Below are 18,398 nucleotides of genomic sequence, written 5' to 3' on the forward strand. Positions count from 1 at the left end.
AGCCGTAACGCACCAATTAACAAGGTTTGATGATGAACCGGTACGTTGCGCAAACTCAACGCACCTTTGTATTAAAACATTAAGAAAAACGACCGCACTTTTCTCTTCAAAACAACTTAAAGCCTTACAGCCCATCATAATCTTGTTAAAAAGTTGTTGCTAAAAAGTTCAATAAATGATACTTACAAATACTCTTTCTTATAGGGAGTATCTTTATGCAACATCAAACAACATTTCTTTTTAAATATAAAAGCTTCATCATCCTTGCTTTAGACTTCATTTTAATGCTTGTGCTAATTAAAGTGTTGCCTTTTTCAGCTCAAGAAAATCGAGGGTTGGCACTTTTGATTTTCATCGGTGTTTTATGGCTGACAGAGGCGTTTAATATTACGGTTACCTCACTCATGGTACCGGTACTCGCAATTGGTTTAGGACTAATTAATACACAAAAAGCCCTTGCTCCCTTCTCTACACCGATTATTTATATGTTCTTCGGTGGGTTTGTGGTCGCTGCGGTATTACAAATTCAAAATCTTGATAAAATCATTGCCAACTACATCATTCGCCTTGCCAAAGGGAATTTGAAATTATCCGTGGCTTATTTATTCGGTGTCACCACCTTCCTTTCGATGTGGATCAACAACACCGCCGTTGCCGCAATGATGTTACCGCTCACCATTGGAATGTTAAAAGGTATCAACGCCGCGAAAAATCATCGGCTCTACGCTTTCGTCTTACTTGGTATGGCGTTCAGCGCAAGTATCGGCGGTATAGGTACTCTGGTGGGGAGCGCACCAAATGCCATTCTTGCCTCACAAATTTCTGTCACTTTCACCGAATGGTTAGGCTATGGCTTCCCTGTTATGCTGTTATTACTCCCCTCTATGATTTTGGCATTATGGGTGGTATTACGTCCCGACTTTAATATTGAATTTAATCCGACTATCGAAAAAGTGAGTTTTAACCGAAAAAATATCATCACTTTAATGATTTTTATCGCAATGGCGATAATGTTGCTTTTCAGCTCTTTAATTAATCCTTGGCTGACGGCATTTCTTGAACTACCGAAAAAAATTGAAAATTTTGATACCGTCATCGCACTTTGTGTCGTGATCGTCATCTGCATTTCCGGTGTCGCAAGTTGGAAAGAGATTCAAGATCGTGTGGAATGGGGGGTATTAGTATTATTCGGCGGCGGTTTAACACTCAGCATTGTGATGAAAGATTCGGGTGCAAGTAAAATTATGGCGGATAGTATCGTCTCTTTCGTTCAAACCAAACCGCTTTGGGTGCTTTGCTTTGTGCTAACGGCTTTTATTATTTTCCTCACTGAATTTACTTCAAACACCGCCAGTGCAGCCTTAATTATGCCGATTGTCATCTCCGTTGCACAATCAATGAATTTACCGCCTATTGCGCTCGCAGGTATTATCGCCTGCGGTGCAAGTTGTGCCTTTATGCTGCCGATTGCCACCCCGCCAAATGCCATTGTATTTGCAACCGGTAATGTGAAACAAATTGATATGGCAAAAGTGGGATTTATTCTAAATTTATTCTGCATCGCCATTATCGGTGGCTTAGCTTATTTCCTTTGGCTCTAAACTTCATAAAAATCGACCGCACTTCATCAAAGTGCGGTCGATTTTCGTTGTGTTTTTTATTTTTGAACCGTAGCCAAAAACTCTTTACGTGTATCACGATCTTCTAAGAAAACACCCCCATAAGCGGAAGTAACGGTATAGCTGTGCGTATCCTTAATCCCTCGAGCTTTCACGCAAAAATGTGTGGCTTTCACATACACCGCCACATCATCGGTTTCTAAAATGGTTTGAAATGCGGTAAGAAGTTGCTCCGTTAAGCGTTCTTGCACTTGTGGACGTTGTGCGAAAAAAGAAACAATGCGGTTTATTTTCGACAACCCGATCACCCAATCTTTCGGATAATATGCTACGCAAACTTTGCCATCGATGGTCACAAAATGATGTTCACAAGTGCTGGTGAGCGTAATATCGTTTACTTGCACCATCTCGCTTACTTTCATTTGATTTTTGATTTTCGTCATTTTCGGGAAATTGGCGTAATCCATTCCGCTAAAAATTTCATCAATAAACATTTTCGCTAAGCGATTCGGGGTTTCTTCTAAACTGTCATCACGCAGATCCAACCCGATCAATGCCATCACCTCACGCATATGTTTGGCAATTCCGACACGACGTCCGTCTTTATCTTGTGTAAGATCAATCATTGGGGTTTCAATGCCTTTTTCGATCAAGGCAGTACGCACACTAAGCGCATCAGGTGAAATTTCGTTCATAACAGTCTTTCCTAAAAAATGATGCGGTATTCTAGCAAAGGATAATCGGATCGTAAAATGAGAAAAATTACTTAACGAAATGAAATCTTTAGTTTTTTAGCCTTTCGGACTACAATAATCGACAATTTTTATCAAATAAGGAGTTTTTTTATGCTCACTTTGGATCAAGCACGTGCGCAGATGCTCGAACAACTGCCTTTTCCAACGAAAACGGAAACCCTCAACTTGCAAAATGCCGCCAATCGTATTTGTGCAGAAAATGTTATTTCGCCGATTAATGTTCCCTCTTTTGATAACTCTGCGATGGACGGTTACGCTGTACGGCTAACGGATCTACAGCAATCACTCACTCTTTCGGTTGCAGGAAAATCCTTCGCCGGAAATCCATTCAAAGGTGAATGGAAAGCGAAAAGCGTAATCAGAATTATGACGGGAGCAATGATTCCGGAAGGGGCTGATGCCGTGGTGATGCAAGAACAGGTTACGCTCAATGATGACGGCTCGGTAACCTTCAGCGAATTGCCGAAATCCGGTCAGAATATTCGTCGCGTTGGGGAAGATGTAAAAAAAGGTGAAGTGGTACTTGAACAAGGCGAGAAATTAAATGCGGTTTCGTTGCCATTATTGGCTTCCCTTGGTATCGCCGAGGTGAAATGCTACCCCCGTTTAAAAGTTGCCGTACTTTCCACCGGTGATGAACTTATTGAAGTAGGCAAACCGCTGCAAACCGGACAAATCTATGATACGAACCGTTTTACCGTCAAATTATTACTGGAAAAATTGCATTGTGATGTGATTGATTTCGGCTTATTACCCGATAATGAATCCGAGTTTGAAAAAGCCTTTATCTCTGCGCAAAAACAAGCGGATCTTGTCATTACCAGCGGTGGCGTTTCTGTCGGGGAAGCGGATTTCACTAAAACAGTGCTAGAAAAAGTCGGTCAAGTGAATTTTTGGAAATTAGCAATCAAACCGGGCAAACCTTTTGCATTTGGCAAACTTAAAAATGCGTGGTTCTGCGGTTTACCGGGTAATCCTGTTTCTGCCTTAGTCACCTTTTACCAGCTCGTTCAGCCGCTTATCACAAAGTTGCAAGGACAAAAACAATGGAAAAAACCACCGCACTTTTCCGCCATCGCCGCCACGAATTTAAAAAAAGCACCGGGTCGTTTAGATTTTCAGCGCGGTTTTTATTGGCTCAATGCACAAGGGCAAATTGAAGTTAAACCTATTGGATTCCAAGGATCTCATTTATTCAGTGCATTTCTGAAAAGTAACTGTTTTATTGTGTTAGAACAAGATCGCGGCAACGTGGCAGCAGGCGAAACCGTTACGATAGAACCTTTTAATCATTTATTGGGATAAAAATGGCTGAACTCAGTTACGAAGAAGAATTGCGCTACAATCGCCAAATCATTCTAAAAGCCGTTGATTTTGACGGACAAGAAAAACTCAAAGAAAGCAAAATGCTGATCGTGGGCTTAGGTGGCTTGGGCTGTGCCGCCGCTCAATACCTCGCCGCCGCAGGCGTGGGACATCTAACGCTGTTAGATTTCGACATAGTTTCGCTTTCGAATTTACAGCGCCAAATCTTACATTGCGATACACGGCTTAATATGCCCAAAGTGAATTCCGCCAAAATAGCACTGGAGCAAATCAATCCGCATATTGAAATCAACACGATCAACGCCAAATTGAACGAAGAAAAACTCGCGGAAATCATACCGCACTTTGATGTGATTTTGGATTGCACCGATAACGTAGATATTCGCGATCAACTGGATCGCCAATGCGAGAAAGCAAAAATTCCGCTCGTTTCCGGTGCAGCCATTCGTATGGAAGGGCAGATTTCGGTGTTTACTTATGCCCCAAATACACCAACCTATCGTCATCTCAGCCAACTTTTCGGACAAAATACACTGAGTTGCGTTGAAGCCGGAGTGCTTGCCCCAATAGTGGGAATGATAGGTTCGATTCAAGCGTTGGAAGCTATTAAAGTGCGGTTAAATATCGGCGAGAATTTATGCGGACGATTACTCCTGATTGATGGAATGACGATGAAAATAAGAGAAATTAAATTGCCTATTAATTTTAAATAATGTTATCATCACCGCCCTGACAAACCATTTGTCTTATGTCGCAAGTTTTGTGTATAGGATAATGAACGCTCAACCCATTTTTTGACTTCATTTTATACCCTTCTTGCAAATCTTTTCATTTATAGCGAATTAAATTTAAAAATATCAACTGCACGCCGTACTCTTTGTACTCTGTTCGGTTGGCGGTTTTGCATAGGTTTTAATTTAATTCTCTATGCTAATCTAAGGAAAAATATGAAAGAGATTTTGCAACAATTCAAACAAAATTATCTTATTAAATATTGGAATCCCGTGGCTGCGGTTATTGCTGCCGGTCTGCTTTCCGCTTATTATTTCGGCGTTACCGGCACTTACTGGGCGGTAACCGGCGAATTTACCCGTTGGGGCGGACATGCCCTACAAGCACTTGGTGTTGACGTATCCGAATGGAACTATTACCAAATCATTGGTATGCAAGGGACGATTTTCACCCGAATTGATGGCGTAATGATTCTCGGAATGTTTGCCGGCTGTATTTCTGCCGCATTATGGGCAAACAACGTAAAATGGCGTAATCAACCGCATAAACGCCGTATCGTACAAGCCTTAATCGGCGGTGCATTGGCAGGTTTCGGCGCACGTTTAGCGATGGGATGTAATCTTGCCTCACTCTTTACCGGTATTCCGCAATTTTCCGTTCACGCTTGGTTCTTTACTATTGCCACCGCAGTGGGTACTTATGTCGGCGTAAAAGTGACATTACTTCCTATATTTCGGGTAAAACTGGAACTGAAAAAAGGCGCGGCAAAATTAAAAGAAACCGATCCTAAACAAGCACAACGCCGTTTTTGGATTGGAATGATCATCTTTTTTGCCTATCTCATCACTTCTCTCTATGTGATGACAGAATCAATTAAGCTCGGTTTTGCGATGCTTTGCGGTCTAGCATTCGGCTTATTGATTGAACGTGCGCAAATCTGCTTTACTTCGGCTTTCCGTGATTTATGGGTAACCGGTCGTGCCTATATGGCAAAAGCGATTATTTTCGGGATTTTGGTCGGTACAATTGGCGTATTCAGTTATATCCAACTCGGCGTATCCCCTAAAATTATGTGGGCGGGACCGAATGCCATTATCGGCGGGCTATTATTCGGTTTTGGTATCGTACTTGCCGGTGGATGCGAAACCGGTTGGATGTATCGTTCAATGGAAGGTCAAGTCCATTTTATGTGGGTTGGTTTAGGCAATGTTGTCGGATCAACCTATCTCGCCTACGTATGGGACGATATAGCCCCTGCGTTAGCACTTGACTATGAAAAACTTAATCTCTTGAAATCCTTTGGACCTGTTGGCGGCTTATTAGTCAACTACGGCTTACTTATTCTTTGCTTAATTGCCGTTGTATGGTGGGAACGCCGTTTCCTTGCCAAAGCAAAAGCGAAAATCGCCGCACAAAATGGCTGTGGCGCATAATTTATTCTTCATAAATAAAGAGGACTTAATATGGCATTTACTGTTATACAAAAATTAGATAAAGATCCGAAAGATATTACACCGGATTACACCTTAGACACCCTTGGTGAACCCTGCCCTTACCCGGCAATCGTGATGCTAGAAACCATGCCGCAACTTCAAAAAGGCGAAATATTGGAATTATTGAGTGATTGCGCACAATCTATCAATAATATCCCGGTGGACACCAAAAACCACGGTTATACCTTATTAAGCGTTGAACAAGACGGAACAAAATTACGTTATTTAATTCAACGATAATAAATACTAAAGAAAATCCACCCTCAAAGCTTAAATATTATTAACTGATTAAGGGTAGATTTTCTTATTGGCTAATAGATACTAATTATCCGGTAAGTTATACTTCGTTGATTAAGAAATAGACAGATAGTAATATTTCAACTCACAGCTACGCGAAGCCGCTGCCGATGACAAAGCCTTCACCTCAAATACAGGGGAGCGTTTCAACTCACAGCTGCGCGAAGCAGCTGCAACTCAATTTATCTTCATCTACACTTGCGAATTGGTTTCAACTCACAGCTGCGCGAAGCAGCTGCATAATTTTAGTTTCTACTCTGTTTTCACCTCTAAGTTTCAACTCACAGCTGCGCGAAGCAGCTGCCCCCTATAAAATAAAATATTGAAATACCAAACTTTATTACCCGTTATTCGCTAACGGTTTATAGGAAGTCAAAAAAAGTATAGCGTATTCACCAGAATCGTTATGCTATTTTTTCTAATTATTTGATTGTTAAAGAATTTTTTCGATTCGCTAATCCTACTCCATTTTAATGAGAACTACAGGTTAGCGATCTATAGAATCAATGTATCTTTGAAAATATCGACGGCAGGTTTTACGCCGTGATGTTCCACTTTATTACGCCATTTACTTCCCAAATGGTAAAAGCGTAAGCTGTCACAATCCGGGTTATAAGTTGCCAGTAATTTATTTTTTAGTTTAACCCATTGATCAGGTGTAACATCACACTCAAACACCGAATATTGAGCTCGCACACCATAATCTAAACAATGCTTGGCAATTTGACGTAGGCGTTTTTGCCCTTCCGGGTCGTTGAATGAAATATCATAGGTAATTAACATCAGCATATCTAACTATTTCCCAATAAGTGAAGTCGAAAAGTGCGGTCAAATTTCAACAACATTTTGCAAAGACTAACGCATTAAAAAGGGTAGATATTCAGCCAAATCACCGCACAGATGGCGAGCCAATAACATCGCCTGAATATAAGGCAACAAGCCGATTTCCACTTCTTCCCCTAAAAAGGGATGCGTAATTTTTTCTTGCTTTTTCACCTGCAATGTCTGAAACAATAACTTTCTCGCCTCAGGCTTAAGCATCACTGCTCCGCCGGCTTCCGTCACAAAATCATCCGGTTTAATTTGCCCTCGATTAATCAGCGACAATACCATTCTATCTGCCCACCAAGCACGAAATTCTTCCAGAATATCTTGCGCCAGACTGTCTCGCCCAGGACGATCAGCGTGCAGAAAACCGATTTGCGGATCTAAGCCCACACCTTGCAATGCCCCGCTGATATCCTTACCTACAATGCTGTACAGCAACGACAACAACGCATTGACACCATCTCGTGGCAGACGGCGATTGCGCCCGTCAAAATGAAACCCGCTATTTGCTTTAATCAAATGCGAAAATACCCCAAAATAGCGAGAAGCCGCATCGCCTTCAATCCCGCGAATCAAATCCAAATTGTGCGCGATTTCCAACTGTCGCAAACTGTAATTTAACGCTGTAATGGCAGATTGAAGATCCGCATTTTCACCGTGATTGCGAATCTGTCGTTGCAGCACTCGCTTAGAGGCTTGGATTTTCGCCGCGATAATATGGCGAGCAATCGGCACAGGATTTTGCTCCGACACCTTATATTGCGCCCGGCGCAGCAACACATTGCCACTTTGCCGCCCTTGCAAGCGCCCGAGATAGCGCCCGTTTTCCGTAAAAAACGCCAAATTGACGTTATTTTCCCCACAAAATCCCATCAGAAACGGCGAGACCAACACATTACCAAAACAAAAAATATGTCCGATAGAATAGATTGGTAACTGTGCCACCTTTTTTCGTTCCTGCTCCACCACTAAGGTTTCACGTTCTTTATGCAAGTAGCTACCTTGAGTGGTGATGTAGAGTGTGTTTTGGAGTTTGCGCATGAAGAAATTCCTAAGTTTTAGCAGCTATTTGAAACATCATAGCAATGTTGTTTACTCTTAGAGGAATTTGAATTATCTAGACTACTAGGACTTCCTATTATTCCTTGCTCATAAGCTGAAATAAGCCAATTCATAAATTCTGATATGGTGCTTACTGCCTTTATATTTTTATGGTTAGGTCCTTTTTTGATAATTTCCTTAAATTCTTTTGGAATTTCTGGGGCTTTATTACCAAAATACCAAAAATTTTTACATATCAAAACATTATCAGATTTCAAATCATGAGCAATATGACTATCATCATGAAATTTACTAGGTATCCGTCTCCATATATCACGTTCTTTATAATAAATATTATCTCCACTTATACTTAATAGATTTTTATTATTTGGTTTTTTTATTTCAAATCTAGGATCTTTAAAATATTTATCTATATTTATTATTTCAGAAATTTCACCAACATAAATTAATCTATCTTTATAAGATCCAGAGCAAGACCCCGTAGCAGCTATAATATCTCCGATACATGCACTCTTTCTTATATTAGGTTTACACGTTGCAAGTGTTAAATATCCTCCGTATGGATTAGGGGCAAAACCATAGTCATAGGGAATAACGTAGCTCATCATCTTCATATTTTTAATACTCCAAGTAATATATTAAGTAATTCAATTTTTACACAAACAACCTCTCCACATACCTTTTCGATCTATCCTTCTCTAACAACTGCGGTTGGCATAAGTCAATTAACGAGCAGGCTTTGCAACCTTTATGGTAGGTTGGAAGCGGGGGTTTTTCCGCTGTTTAAAAGTGACCGCACTTGATCAATAATCGCAAGCGTTTTGGCGCGTAATTCAGGGGAAAACTTGATTGGCAGGCGGTGGCGGGTTTGCATATACCATAATGCGCCTTCGTTGATCGTCTGCCCTGTCATTTCTTCTAAACATAAGGCTTGGGCGCAGAGTTGGATTTCGTCCATTGGGTCGGGTTTCGGTTTGCCGCGTTTGTATTCCACCGGCTTTAATTCATCGGTTTTAAGGTTTCGTTCGACCAAATCCAAAATACCGCTAATACCCAGTTTTTCCGCTGAGACGTGAACCGTTCGCTCAAAACGAATGCCTTTGCGAACTTCCGGCTCGCCGGAATCCACCCGTTCGTGTAATGCTCTACCTTGTGCGGTCAGAAAATTCTCCGCCCACGCCTGTTCGTTATGGAGCAACGCACATTGGCGCGGGCAAAAAGCGTAATGTTGCAAAGCAGAAAGCGAAATTAACCGCTTGTCATTGGTCAATGACGGCTTGGCAAGCGGTAAGATTTCTGTGGAATTTTGCAAATCGCTCATTACAGCAATTCTTCAATGGTTACACCATTTAAGCCTTCCGTCTGTACACTGATACGATAGTCATTATAACCTTTCGCCGGTGTGTCTTTTTCGCCGTTAATGCGTTCAACTTTTACGGCATCAAAAAGTTTATATGCCGGTTGATTGCCAAGCTCGCTGTCGTGTTTAAATACGATCAGTTTACGCGCAGCCATTTCACCGCGTGCGGCAGAACGGTCGTGTTCAAACATCAGCTGTAAGGCTTGCCAAAGTTTTTGCACGTCTTCATCAGAAAAACCGGTTTTTTCAGCAAGTTTGGCAGAGATAAAGCCGTGAACACGGTAAAGGGCGTAAGGCACGATATATTTACGGCCCATTGTGCGTTCTTTTTCTAAATCTTTTTCGTTAGTCACCGCCATTCGCGTGATGGAAACCTCAAGCGGAATAATCGGGTCGATAGATTGTGCAAATGCCAGTTGTACCGGGCCTCTCACCTGTCCGCTATTCACTTCGGTGGTCATTACTGCACCGAAGGCACGAATATCAAAAAAGTTTTTGCACATCCAGGCGGTAACTTCACGGGCTTTCGCTTCATCTTTCGGCAATTTTTTCGCTTCCGGCTCAATACCTAATGCCTCATAAGCACGTTTGTTTTGCAGATTAAGCACACTTTTCTCTTTAACATAAATCTCAAAGCCTGCTTCGTTTTCACTGCTGACTTCAATAAAATTACGGATTTTGCGCTTTAAGCAAACATCGGTGACTAAACCTTTACTGGTTTCCGGATCAAGACGCGGCATATTGCCTGCATCAGGGTCACCATTCGGGTTGCCGTTGGTTACGTCAAAGAAAAAGACAAATTCATAGCGATTTTGAATAGACATAATATTTCCTTAATTTTCAGTTGACTCAGTGGTTTCTTTTTTTATAAAGTAACTTTGTTCTTGCTGGAAATAGCCAATACCAAAACTTCCTTGTTCAACAACATTTAGATGTTTAGGATACTTTTCTGATAAACGATCTACTATTTCTCTTAAATCTTTACTGAGAGCAATAGCCATTCCAGGTTTATCTTTGCGCAGCCGCGCCAAATGATGTTTAGCACCTCTAACCAAACGAGGGAAAACAGAATACGGCACAGCAGAAGCCGAACCATAATAACGGTCTGCGATACCGGCATTTAATTCGCCTAACGCCTGGGTTTGGATTCGTTCTAACACCGCAAATAACCTGCCTAGCAAATAAGCCCGGTTATCGCTTTCTTTATTCAAACTCATAGGAACTCCTTGTTTAATTAGACCTTTTCTAAATTTTCGTTGTAATACGGCTTTCATTAACGCTACCCGCAAGCCGTTAATATCGCCATCGGCACGAATGCGGGTAATCAGTTGAGAGAGTAAACTCATTGGATACAAATGACCGGTGATAACAGCTCGCGTCATTTCTCCGGCGAGTACCGGCGATATATTCTCACTTTTTCCAAGCGATGCCGTTTGCAATAACAGCCTCCAAATTGAAGGCGGTGTTTTCCACGGGCAAGGTTCAAGTGCTAAATCCAGCCAATGTTCGCTTAAATTTTTCGCCAGTTGGCCAAACGTGGTATCCAACCAAAAACGCACAGAAATTCGGGCAGCATTTGGAGCGAGCCCTAAAATATAAAAACGAGTATTTTCAGACAACTGCGGTTCAACTTCTGCAAGCGGTCGTCCTTTGCTTATTTCTTGTAAAACATTAAAGATCTTTTGGTTTTCCTGCTCGTCATCAGGGGGCGCCATTAAAGTAGCAAAAAATTCTTCGGCAGCTTCGGCTTGAGCAGTATTATCCGCTTCCGCCCAAAAGACGGTGCTGCTATCACCAATGGTTAAACGATGGCTATTATTACGTAGCAAATAATTTAAAGCGGTGGTATAAGCAAAGGCGGCCTGTTCAGAAACAGGTGCATTACTACCTTGTTCCTTGCCAAATGAAGTGAAAGATTCTTTATTAAAAGAAATAATTGAACCGCCCGAGCTTTGCCCGCCATAGACGCCCTTAATTGCAGGGTGAAGTCGGGCAATAGGGGCAATTTCGCCACTGATTAAGCATAAACCCTGTTCAGTCTCTTCGGTGACTAACAAACCAGCCCAAAGATGTTGAGCGGCTTCTCGCTGATGAATATAACCACCGCTATCGGCTAATTTGAAAACAACATTCGCATCCAACATTTCAATCGGACAGATAGATTCCGCAAAATGTTCAGGCTGCCATTGTTGAAGAAAACGACTCACGGCAATTAAGCCCTCATCGTGAGTATCGGCAAGCAATTCCAAATGGTACTGTTTAAAGGCTTCAAAGTTTTTTTCAGAGAAGGCGATAGGTTGTGCTTTCGCGGTGGTTTTGTCTTTATTGCTCTCCACGCCCAGCACATAAGCCGTTTTATCCCATAAAAAATTGGGCTTAATGCCGGATGTTCGTTTTTCCGGACGAGGCACACTCATTAATTTGGGTTGCGGCTTCTTATCCGCGGTTAAATTCGGAATCACGTTTAACAAATTTCCATCCGAATCCAACTCCAACACCCAGCCGATTTTTTCTTCGCTAAATCCATAAGAGGGTACTTTAGCGCTACCGGTCAAACGATCCGTTTGCCCTGCAAGGCGATGATAATAGCGTGTTAATGCGGATAAAATCACGATTTCACCTCCTCTGCATAAAATGGCGGCACGTCAATCACCCCATTTTTCATTTCGGCTCTGAAAAAGTGCGGTCGATTTTCGTGATCAAAATCAATATCGTGCAACATCCAACCTAAATCTCGATCACGCTCGTTTTCTGCCAAACAACATTCCGGCAACGGTTCATTATCATCAATTAAAGCGAAATTTGCCGCAAATTCACGCACGCCCATACAAGGTTGGTGAAAACATTGACCTTTTATTGCACGCCGTTTAAACATCTCAATATGCTTAGTAATCGTTTCCCCTTCACCCGCTCTTTTGGTTAATACTACGTGCGCTTCTATTACATAACCGACATTTTTTAACACTGTTGCAGCACGCTGCTGACGATCCTCTTCAATGACCGTATATAAATCCGCCACACTTTTACGCTTTATCGCCCCACTGATTTTACCGACGGAAATTTTACTCCCTAGCTCATTACGGCGAACAGATTCAAACTGAATCGGCTTTAACACATAAATCTTATCAATTACCCAACGAATTGCCGGCTTCCAATGCACCGCCGATAAAATCCCCCTTGCAGCCGAAGGCGTAATCACATCATAAGACACCCGCTCCACCTTCATTTCAGGACGGGTAAAACAGGCGTAATCACCCCAGATATGGAGCTTGATTTTGTTTGGCATAGAATGCTCTCTTTGATTATGTAATACACACCTCCGCGGAAGGAGGTGAATCAGCAAGTTAATCTAACTACTTTAATTTCAACCCACATATATAATTAATATACGACCAATAATAATTCTTATTTTATTTTTGATGAAATATTTCGTTCTTTTAATATTTCATCAAATTTAAATTGAACCATTTTTCTTAATTTTTCAGATATTTTTCTTTCAAGTTCTTTTTTATTTGTATGTTTTATTTTAATTTCATTTTTTATAGAGCCAATCTCAAAAGTCAGCTCGGAATCTATATCAAATGAAAATTGCTTTCTTGATAATGAACTAAAGAAAAAAACAACCTTGCATTCCCCAGTATTAGTTCCTATAGCATATCTATAATTTAAATGCATTTTATAAATAAAATAGTATTCGTAATATTTCTCGTCTGATATTAAAAAAATGGCATGTAATCTATCTCCATCAATAGACATATACTTAACAGTATCATTCATCCATGATACTTGAGGATCATTAGGCAAAGGTCTGTTTGATGCTTCTCTACTGATAACTATTTCATTTACATTACTTAATGTAAGCTCTTTTCCTAATCCGCCAGTAAGTCTCTTAAAGAACCTAACTCTCTCAATATCCTCAAAAGAACTAAAAGTAATTCTATTTTCGACATCGCTTTTTGCAACCCCCGAGTCTTTTAATTTTTTTGAAATGGCTGCGCTCATTCTGCGATTAATCAATTCTGTTTCATTAGATGTATGGGTAGATACCATTTCAATATTAAGTCCGTCTCCTTGCCTTGTAATAACAACTTCCCCATGAAAATCAAGTTCTCTATTTAAAAAATCCTTACTGAAATCATTTCTTTTTATTTTATATGGAATTTTTACTGTATAATTATTACAGAAGACAGGCTGAATTTTAGATATTAATTCAATATTAGGAATATCTTTCAATGGATTAAAATCAGAAGAAAACAATTCTTTTATTGGTTCTTTCCAGTTTGAGTTATTAGAATTTAACTCAAGTCTGGAAGATTTAAATTTAGGCTTTAAAGTCCTAGAAATAGAGTTATCTACAATACTTTCATATTCACTTGATGTTAAAAGCATTGCCGAAAGCAAAGGAACAGAAATAGTTTTTTCTCCATTTCCACAAAAAACACCTTTACTTTTTAGAGTTGTATTTATTTCACCTTCAGTAATATAATTACTATTGAGAAGAATACGGAGTTCATTCCCAGAAGGAATTAATCCTTTTAGATCATTGCTTTTCTTCATATAAACCTCCTTATTTGATTAACTCTAAAAATGTTTTATTATAGGAAAATGGAGTGATCATTTCTTTTCTATCTTTAAAAAAGATTCGAGTTTTCTCAGTAACAACATTATCTTTAACTGGATTATAATTAGGAAAACCAATATATATTTCATTAACTAAGCCAGCAGAAAAATTTAGTGCATATGCCATCATATTTTTATATGTCAATTCATCAAATTCTTCTCTAACATATAAATAAAATTTCTTGCACTCCCCAATTGTCACTACCGCTGGAATAATATCAGAAACAATTAATCCAATTGGCAAATAACTATTACTCCTATCTGTATTTACAGTAATAGATGTCCCAATTCTAGGATAATAAAATTGATAATTTCCATTTTTTGATTTAGAACCTAAATCATTTATAACCTGAAATAAAAAACTTGCTCGTCCCGCATCAATAACATAATAAGGAGTATTTCCTTCTAATCCTAGTCTTGACTTAGATATTACCTTCAAAATATCTTTATTTATAGTTTTTTCATCATTATGCAACCAAACTAAGACGCCTATATGTTGTAAATTTTTCTTAGCACCAAATGCTTGAATTAATGAATTAACCTCTTGATCATATTCTGCACATTCAATAATCTGACTCAGTTGTTCAATATGTTTTTTAAAGGTAGAGTTAATTTCAGATTCTCTGGTTGGATATCCATTAGTTGCATTTTTGATAGAAATATGTGCAACGACTGTTTTTTCATCATGAAAAGGGGTGTCATATATGTATATTGAGTCCTCACCATGACTACTTTTCTTCTTTCCGCTATGATTTTTATGCTTTTCATTGTTACATGTTATAGATAGATTTTGTATTTGATGTTTCCATCCAATTTTATCTAATAATGAAATTGCAATTTTTTCACCAATTTCGCCAGATTTTTTAGATTTTTCACCAGCCATTTTATTTTCCTTCTTGAATATTAATTATTGCTTTAAAACCCGCCTCGAACGATATAATTTCGACTGACGTTATTTTTGTGTTAGGTTCAGATATCACAATATTTACCCCCTTTGCTATTTGAACTCTTTTTCCAGTTTCTTTGATATATTTAGATAATCGTTCTTTTTCAAGTGAGAAATTCTTGTCAATAAGCACCCCATACTTGACACCAACTCCATCAATAATAGAGTCGATTTCCGACTCATCCACAAAGTTACTTGAAATTTTTTTTAAATTTTCAACTGAAAAAACACTTTCTTCAGAAAGAGATTCTGAAAAATCTAATACCTTACTTGGAACTTCTATTTTTTTAGCTATAGCTTTAGTAATCTCACCTAATATCCTTGTGTATTTTTTTGATGTATTTTTAGGAGCTACTTTAATAAAAGTGTCAAGCCAATATTTAGTTTTTTTCCCTAAACTATCGATAATAAATACAGAGTCTTCAATAGAAAGAATAATAGCTCCCTTTTGTATGGAATCTATTGATATCCCTTCTTTTTCAATAATAGAAATAACTCCGTCATGGCTATTTACATCTAAGTAGTTATTTTTATTTTCAATTCTAAATAATCCAATAGCTTGGATAGTCATATCACCATTTTTTATACCATCATACAAAACCTCAATAAACTCTCCACCACCAATATTAGGATGTGAAGAACTCATATATAAATGTTTTGCTATTGCAATTGAGGAATTGATAAATTCATCTTTATCATTAAAAACTAATGATGAATAATGCTTAATAGGATTAAGATTAATATCAGATTCATGGGTTAACGTGTATTCTTCTCCACTATTAACAACAGGAATAAGAAAATGCTTGAGTAAAAGGTCATCCAAATCACTACTTCTTTTTGATTCTGCTTCTGATAACAGAACCCCCTCATCTCTAAATTTATTTCCAACTTTATGAACGATTACTTTTCTTACCTTTGCCGCACTTAAATCTAATGACTCTATTACCATTGTTTAACTCCTAATTCTTATTAGTTATATTAAAATTACTGTATTTAAAGATCAACTTATAAAGTAGTTAGATTATAAAATTTTCTATCCTCAAAAACTCCACATTATCCCATCCCAACCCCGCCACATCATCATACAAATCCATTCCAATTAAGCTATAAAACTGTTTACCAAAATTGTTTTCATTGATGGTTTCAACTCTGCCTGCTTTATAGAGTTCTGCTAATGATTTTTCCGGGACTTGTACGGTGTAGGGTTGCAGTTTTCTTAATATGCCGCCCACTTTGTCAGCATAACGTAAGCTGTCTATCAGTGTTTCGGCTTCTTGGTTGAAGGGGATAATAACGGGGATTAAATGACTTGTGATCATTCGGAAATCGTCTGCAATTTTTTGGAAGGGGAAATTGAGGCTTTGTCCTGCATTATGGCACGCCTCTAAAATCCCTGCTTTATCCAGTTCCGAGCCTTTAGCTTCATAAACCGCTTGGAAATAGTGATTAATCGCCTGTGGGGTCAGTAAGTCTTCAGCGTGTTTGCGAACCGTGGAACGCATACAGGCAGAAAGCAGCCCTAATTCCGTCGGTGCTTTCCATTGTTCTTCGGGCTGAAAAACCCAAACAGGGCTTTCTTCCGCTAACTTTTTACCTTCTCGATTACAACGCCCTGCGGCTTGGGCGACAGAATCTAACCCGGCTTCTGCCCGCATTACCAGTGGAAAATCCACATCAACGCCGGCTTCAATTAAGGAAGTCGCTATCACACGGCAAGGCTGGTTATTTTTCAGGCGCAGACGAATCTCATCTAATGTTTGTGAGCGGTGTTTAGCACACATTAAGGTGGTGAGATGATAAACGCCGTCCAGCTCTTTAACTGAATCATATAAGGCTCGGGCGTGACGGCGATTATTCACGATGATTAATATCTGCGGATTATCCGTGAGCTTGGTTTGCAGATCAGTATCTGTTTGAACCCCAATATGTTGCACGGTTGTACGTTTTAGTTTCTCAAAAAGTGCGGTCGGATTCGGCGCAATTTCTCGCACGTTTTCGAAGCCTTTGTAAAAGCCATTCGCTTGGTGAATCGCCGGTTGTGTGGCGGTACAAAGCACAACGGAACATTGGTAATTTCGCGCCAATTCATCAATCGCCGCCATAATCGGGCGTAATAAATTCAGCGGTAGCATTTGGGCTTCATCCAAAATAATCACGCTATCTGCGATATTATGCAATTTCCGGCAGCGTGAAGAACGATCTGCAAATAAACTTTCAAAAAATTGCACCGCTGTCGTCACCACAATCGGGGCATCCCAGTTTTCGGAGGCTAATTTCAACTTATCCCAGCTGGATTTATCCGGCAAATTATCGTGATCGAAAGTGCTGTGATGTTCTAAAACCGCCTCTGTCCCTAATTCACCAAAGGCTTCGCGAAAGACGGCTGCATTTTGTTCGATAATGCTGGTAAACGGAATGACATAGATAATGCGGCGTAATTGATGTTGTTTGGCGTGCTCCAAAGCAAACGCCATTGAAGTCAGGGTTTTTCCACCGCCTGTTGGTACCGTCAGTGAAAATAATCCCGTTTCTTGCGTTGCCCGCGAAACAGCGTAATCTAAAATATCACTTCGTAAGCAATTCAGTTCGCTATCCTGCTTTTTTATCTTTGCAATAAAGGCATTAAACTGCTGATAAAGTGCGGTTAAAGTTGGGTAATTTCCCCGTTCGATCGGCTTTTTCTCTAAGTTTGCATAAAACGCTTCGGTATCAAGAAAATCGGCATCCACGAGACACGAATAGAGCATACGAATAAAAAATGCGTAAGAAAAGAAGGGTTCTTTTTTAGAGGGCTTTAAGGAAGGCGGACGTAATTTTTCAGGTAAATTCAGTTCTTGTTGCCAAATGGGGGCTAGTGGTGGGAGTTCATTGGGAGCGGTGCCGAAATTCTCTTGCAAACGTTGTGTTAATGTGGCTCGATTTTCCCCTTCTCCTGCGCCATTTGCCAGACCTGCGTGATGCCCTGCAATGCAAAACGCCATCATCTTACCTAATATCTCGCCCCAGCGTTCTACCGCAATTTTGGCACCGGCAGTGGAATGATTGACTTTAGCGCCACCGTGTAAACGTTTTTGATAACGCTCACTATATTTACCTAAATCGTGCAACAGGCCTGTGTAATAGGCGATTTCTTGTGAGGAGAAAGGTGTGGCAAACTCAGCGGCCAATGCTCCAACATTATTAGCGTGACAAAATAATGTTTGCCAATCAGAGTGATCTTCAAGTAATCCTGAATGAGCGTAAAAAGATTGAATAACTTGGCTTTCCATTTGATACCTCATGAATATTCCAACTATTGGTAACTGATATGAGATGACACCCTATCTTATAAATACTTCAAACTCTACTTAGAAAAAAGTG

Annotated in this window: 16 protein-coding genes and 1 pseudogene; 5 read left to right on the forward strand and 12 right to left on the reverse strand. The window is 39.8% G+C overall.

The genetic code is table 11. The features are described 5' to 3' along the window. Positions 1 to 215: 215 nt before the first annotated feature. Positions 216 to 1,601 carry an SLC13 family permease gene (locus tag IHV77_RS01040; protein ID WP_194812323.1) on the forward strand — a complete coding sequence of 462 codons (1,386 nt, stop codon included), beginning with the start codon at positions 216 to 218 and terminating at the stop codon, positions 1,599 to 1,601. Between the two features lie 56 nt (positions 1,602 to 1,657). On the opposite strand, the gene folE is transcribed toward IHV77_RS01040, so the two are convergent. Further along, positions 1,658 to 2,314, reverse strand: a complete 657-nt coding sequence (gene folE / locus IHV77_RS01045; protein WP_194812324.1) for a GTP cyclohydrolase I FolE — start codon at positions 2,312 to 2,314, stop codon at positions 1,658 to 1,660. Positions 2,315 to 2,464: 150 nt separating this feature from the next. Here folE and moeA point away from each other — a divergent pair, with 150 nt between their 5' ends. The 4 genes from moeA (at position 2,465) to yedF (ending at position 6,165) form a co-directional block, all read left to right on the forward strand. Beyond that, positions 2,465 to 3,679, forward strand: a complete 1,215-nt coding sequence (gene moeA / locus IHV77_RS01050; protein WP_194812325.1) for a molybdopterin molybdotransferase MoeA — start codon at positions 2,465 to 2,467, stop codon at positions 3,677 to 3,679. A gap of 2 nt (positions 3,680 to 3,681) precedes the next feature. Beyond that, complete coding sequence (gene moeB / locus IHV77_RS01055; RefSeq protein ID WP_194812326.1) at positions 3,682 to 4,413, forward strand: molybdopterin-synthase adenylyltransferase MoeB; 732 nt, start codon at positions 3,682 to 3,684, stop codon at positions 4,411 to 4,413. Between the two features lie 234 nt (positions 4,414 to 4,647). Beyond that, on the forward strand, positions 4,648 to 5,865 hold the full coding sequence (gene yedE, locus IHV77_RS01060) for a selenium metabolism membrane protein YedE/FdhT (protein WP_194812327.1): 1,218 nt from the start codon (positions 4,648 to 4,650) through the stop codon (positions 5,863 to 5,865). 30 nt (positions 5,866 to 5,895) lie between these two features. Next, positions 5,896 to 6,165: a sulfurtransferase-like selenium metabolism protein YedF gene (gene yedF, locus IHV77_RS01065; RefSeq protein ID WP_194812328.1), complete on the forward strand. Its 270-nt coding sequence runs from the start codon at positions 5,896 to 5,898 to the stop codon at positions 6,163 to 6,165. 552 nt (positions 6,166 to 6,717) lie between these two features. On the opposite strand, the gene cas2 is transcribed toward yedF, so the two are convergent. The 11 genes and pseudogenes from cas2 to cas3 form a co-directional block, all read right to left on the reverse strand. Further along, a complete protein-coding gene (gene cas2, locus IHV77_RS01070; protein WP_194812329.1) occupies positions 6,718 to 7,011 on the reverse strand; it encodes a CRISPR-associated endonuclease Cas2 in 294 nt (97 codons plus the stop codon). Positions 7,012 to 7,077: 66 nt separating this feature from the next. Further along, complete coding sequence (gene cas1c, locus IHV77_RS01075) at positions 7,078 to 8,091, reverse strand: type I-C CRISPR-associated endonuclease Cas1c (RefSeq protein WP_194812330.1); 1,014 nt, start codon at positions 8,089 to 8,091, stop codon at positions 7,078 to 7,080. Between the two features lie 17 nt (positions 8,092 to 8,108). Then, positions 8,109 to 8,720, reverse strand: coding sequence for an Nmad2 family putative nucleotide modification protein (locus IHV77_RS01080; protein ID WP_194812331.1), 612 nt, complete (start codon positions 8,718 to 8,720; stop codon positions 8,109 to 8,111). 46 nt (positions 8,721 to 8,766) lie between these two features. Next, a pseudogene (gene cas4 / locus IHV77_RS01085) lies at positions 8,767 to 9,433 on the reverse strand (CRISPR-associated protein Cas4). Next, the gene (cas7c, locus tag IHV77_RS01090) at positions 9,433 to 10,296 is read right to left on the reverse strand and encodes a type I-C CRISPR-associated protein Cas7/Csd2 (RefSeq protein ID WP_228550023.1); all 864 of its coding nucleotides are present in this window, start codon (positions 10,294 to 10,296) and stop codon (positions 9,433 to 9,435) included. The pseudogene cas4 and the gene cas7c overlap by 1 nt, the downstream one beginning before the upstream one ends. Before the next feature lie 9 nt (positions 10,297 to 10,305). Then, on the reverse strand, positions 10,306 to 12,084 hold the full coding sequence (gene cas8c / locus IHV77_RS01095; RefSeq protein WP_194812332.1) for a type I-C CRISPR-associated protein Cas8c/Csd1: 1,779 nt from the start codon (positions 12,082 to 12,084) through the stop codon (positions 10,306 to 10,308). Continuing rightward, the gene (gene cas5c, locus IHV77_RS01100) at positions 12,081 to 12,758 is read right to left on the reverse strand and encodes a type I-C CRISPR-associated protein Cas5c (RefSeq protein WP_194812333.1); all 678 of its coding nucleotides are present in this window, start codon (positions 12,756 to 12,758) and stop codon (positions 12,081 to 12,083) included. The genes cas8c and cas5c overlap by 4 nt, the downstream gene beginning before the upstream one ends. A gap of 119 nt (positions 12,759 to 12,877) precedes the next feature. Next, positions 12,878 to 14,029, reverse strand: coding sequence for a GapS4b family protein (gapS4b, locus tag IHV77_RS01105; RefSeq protein WP_194812334.1), 1,152 nt, complete (start codon positions 14,027 to 14,029; stop codon positions 12,878 to 12,880). 10 nt (positions 14,030 to 14,039) lie between these two features. Next, positions 14,040 to 14,975, reverse strand: coding sequence for a GapS4a family protein (gene gapS4a / locus IHV77_RS01110; RefSeq protein WP_194812335.1), 936 nt, complete (start codon positions 14,973 to 14,975; stop codon positions 14,040 to 14,042). Between the two features lies 1 nt (position 14,976). Beyond that, positions 14,977 to 15,987, reverse strand: a complete 1,011-nt coding sequence (locus IHV77_RS01115) for a nucleoid-associated protein (protein ID WP_194812336.1) — start codon at positions 15,985 to 15,987, stop codon at positions 14,977 to 14,979. A gap of 67 nt (positions 15,988 to 16,054) precedes the next feature. Further along, positions 16,055 to 18,307 carry a CRISPR-associated helicase Cas3' gene (cas3, locus tag IHV77_RS01120; protein WP_194812337.1) on the reverse strand — a complete coding sequence of 751 codons (2,253 nt, stop codon included), beginning with the start codon at positions 18,305 to 18,307 and terminating at the stop codon, positions 16,055 to 16,057. Between the last annotated feature and the right edge of the window lie 91 nt (positions 18,308 to 18,398).

Source organism: Rodentibacter haemolyticus (genome assembly GCF_015356115.1).
Classification (GTDB): domain Bacteria; phylum Pseudomonadota; class Gammaproteobacteria; order Enterobacterales; family Pasteurellaceae; genus Rodentibacter; species Rodentibacter haemolyticus.

What these genes read in the sequence shown, in the direction of transcription:
- moeB (WP_194812326.1), top strand. Translation starts at nt 3,682, where the DNA reads ATGGCTGAACTCAGTTACGAAGAAGAATTGCGCTACAATCGCCAAATC.
- cas2 (WP_194812329.1), bottom strand. Translation starts at nt 7,011, where the DNA reads ATGCTGATGTTAATTACCTATGATATTTCATTCAACGACCCGGAAGGG.
- IHV77_RS01115 (WP_194812336.1), bottom strand. Translation starts at nt 15,987, where the DNA reads ATGGTAATAGAGTCATTAGATTTAAGTGCGGCAAAGGTAAGAAAAGTA.
- cas3 (WP_194812337.1), bottom strand. Translation starts at nt 18,307, where the DNA reads ATGGAAAGCCAAGTTATTCAATCTTTTTACGCTCATTCAGGATTACTT.
- yedE (WP_194812327.1), top strand. Translation starts at nt 4,648, where the DNA reads ATGAAAGAGATTTTGCAACAATTCAAACAAAATTATCTTATTAAATAT.
- cas7c (WP_228550023.1), bottom strand. Translation starts at nt 10,296, where the DNA reads ATGTCTATTCAAAATCGCTATGAATTTGTCTTTTTCTTTGACGTAACC.
- folE (WP_194812324.1), bottom strand. Translation starts at nt 2,314, where the DNA reads ATGAACGAAATTTCACCTGATGCGCTTAGTGTGCGTACTGCCTTGATC.
- moeA (WP_194812325.1), top strand. Translation starts at nt 2,465, where the DNA reads ATGCTCACTTTGGATCAAGCACGTGCGCAGATGCTCGAACAACTGCCT.
- cas1c (WP_194812330.1), bottom strand. Translation starts at nt 8,091, where the DNA reads ATGCGCAAACTCCAAAACACACTCTACATCACCACTCAAGGTAGCTAC.
- IHV77_RS01080 (WP_194812331.1), bottom strand. Translation starts at nt 8,720, where the DNA reads ATGATGAGCTACGTTATTCCCTATGACTATGGTTTTGCCCCTAATCCA.
- gapS4a (WP_194812335.1), bottom strand. Translation starts at nt 14,975, where the DNA reads ATGGCTGGTGAAAAATCTAAAAAATCTGGCGAAATTGGTGAAAAAATT.
- gapS4b (WP_194812334.1), bottom strand. Translation starts at nt 14,029, where the DNA reads ATGAAGAAAAGCAATGATCTAAAAGGATTAATTCCTTCTGGGAATGAA.
- IHV77_RS01040 (WP_194812323.1), top strand. Translation starts at nt 216, where the DNA reads ATGCAACATCAAACAACATTTCTTTTTAAATATAAAAGCTTCATCATC.
- cas5c (WP_194812333.1), bottom strand. Translation starts at nt 12,758, where the DNA reads ATGCCAAACAAAATCAAGCTCCATATCTGGGGTGATTACGCCTGTTTT.
- yedF (WP_194812328.1), top strand. Translation starts at nt 5,896, where the DNA reads ATGGCATTTACTGTTATACAAAAATTAGATAAAGATCCGAAAGATATT.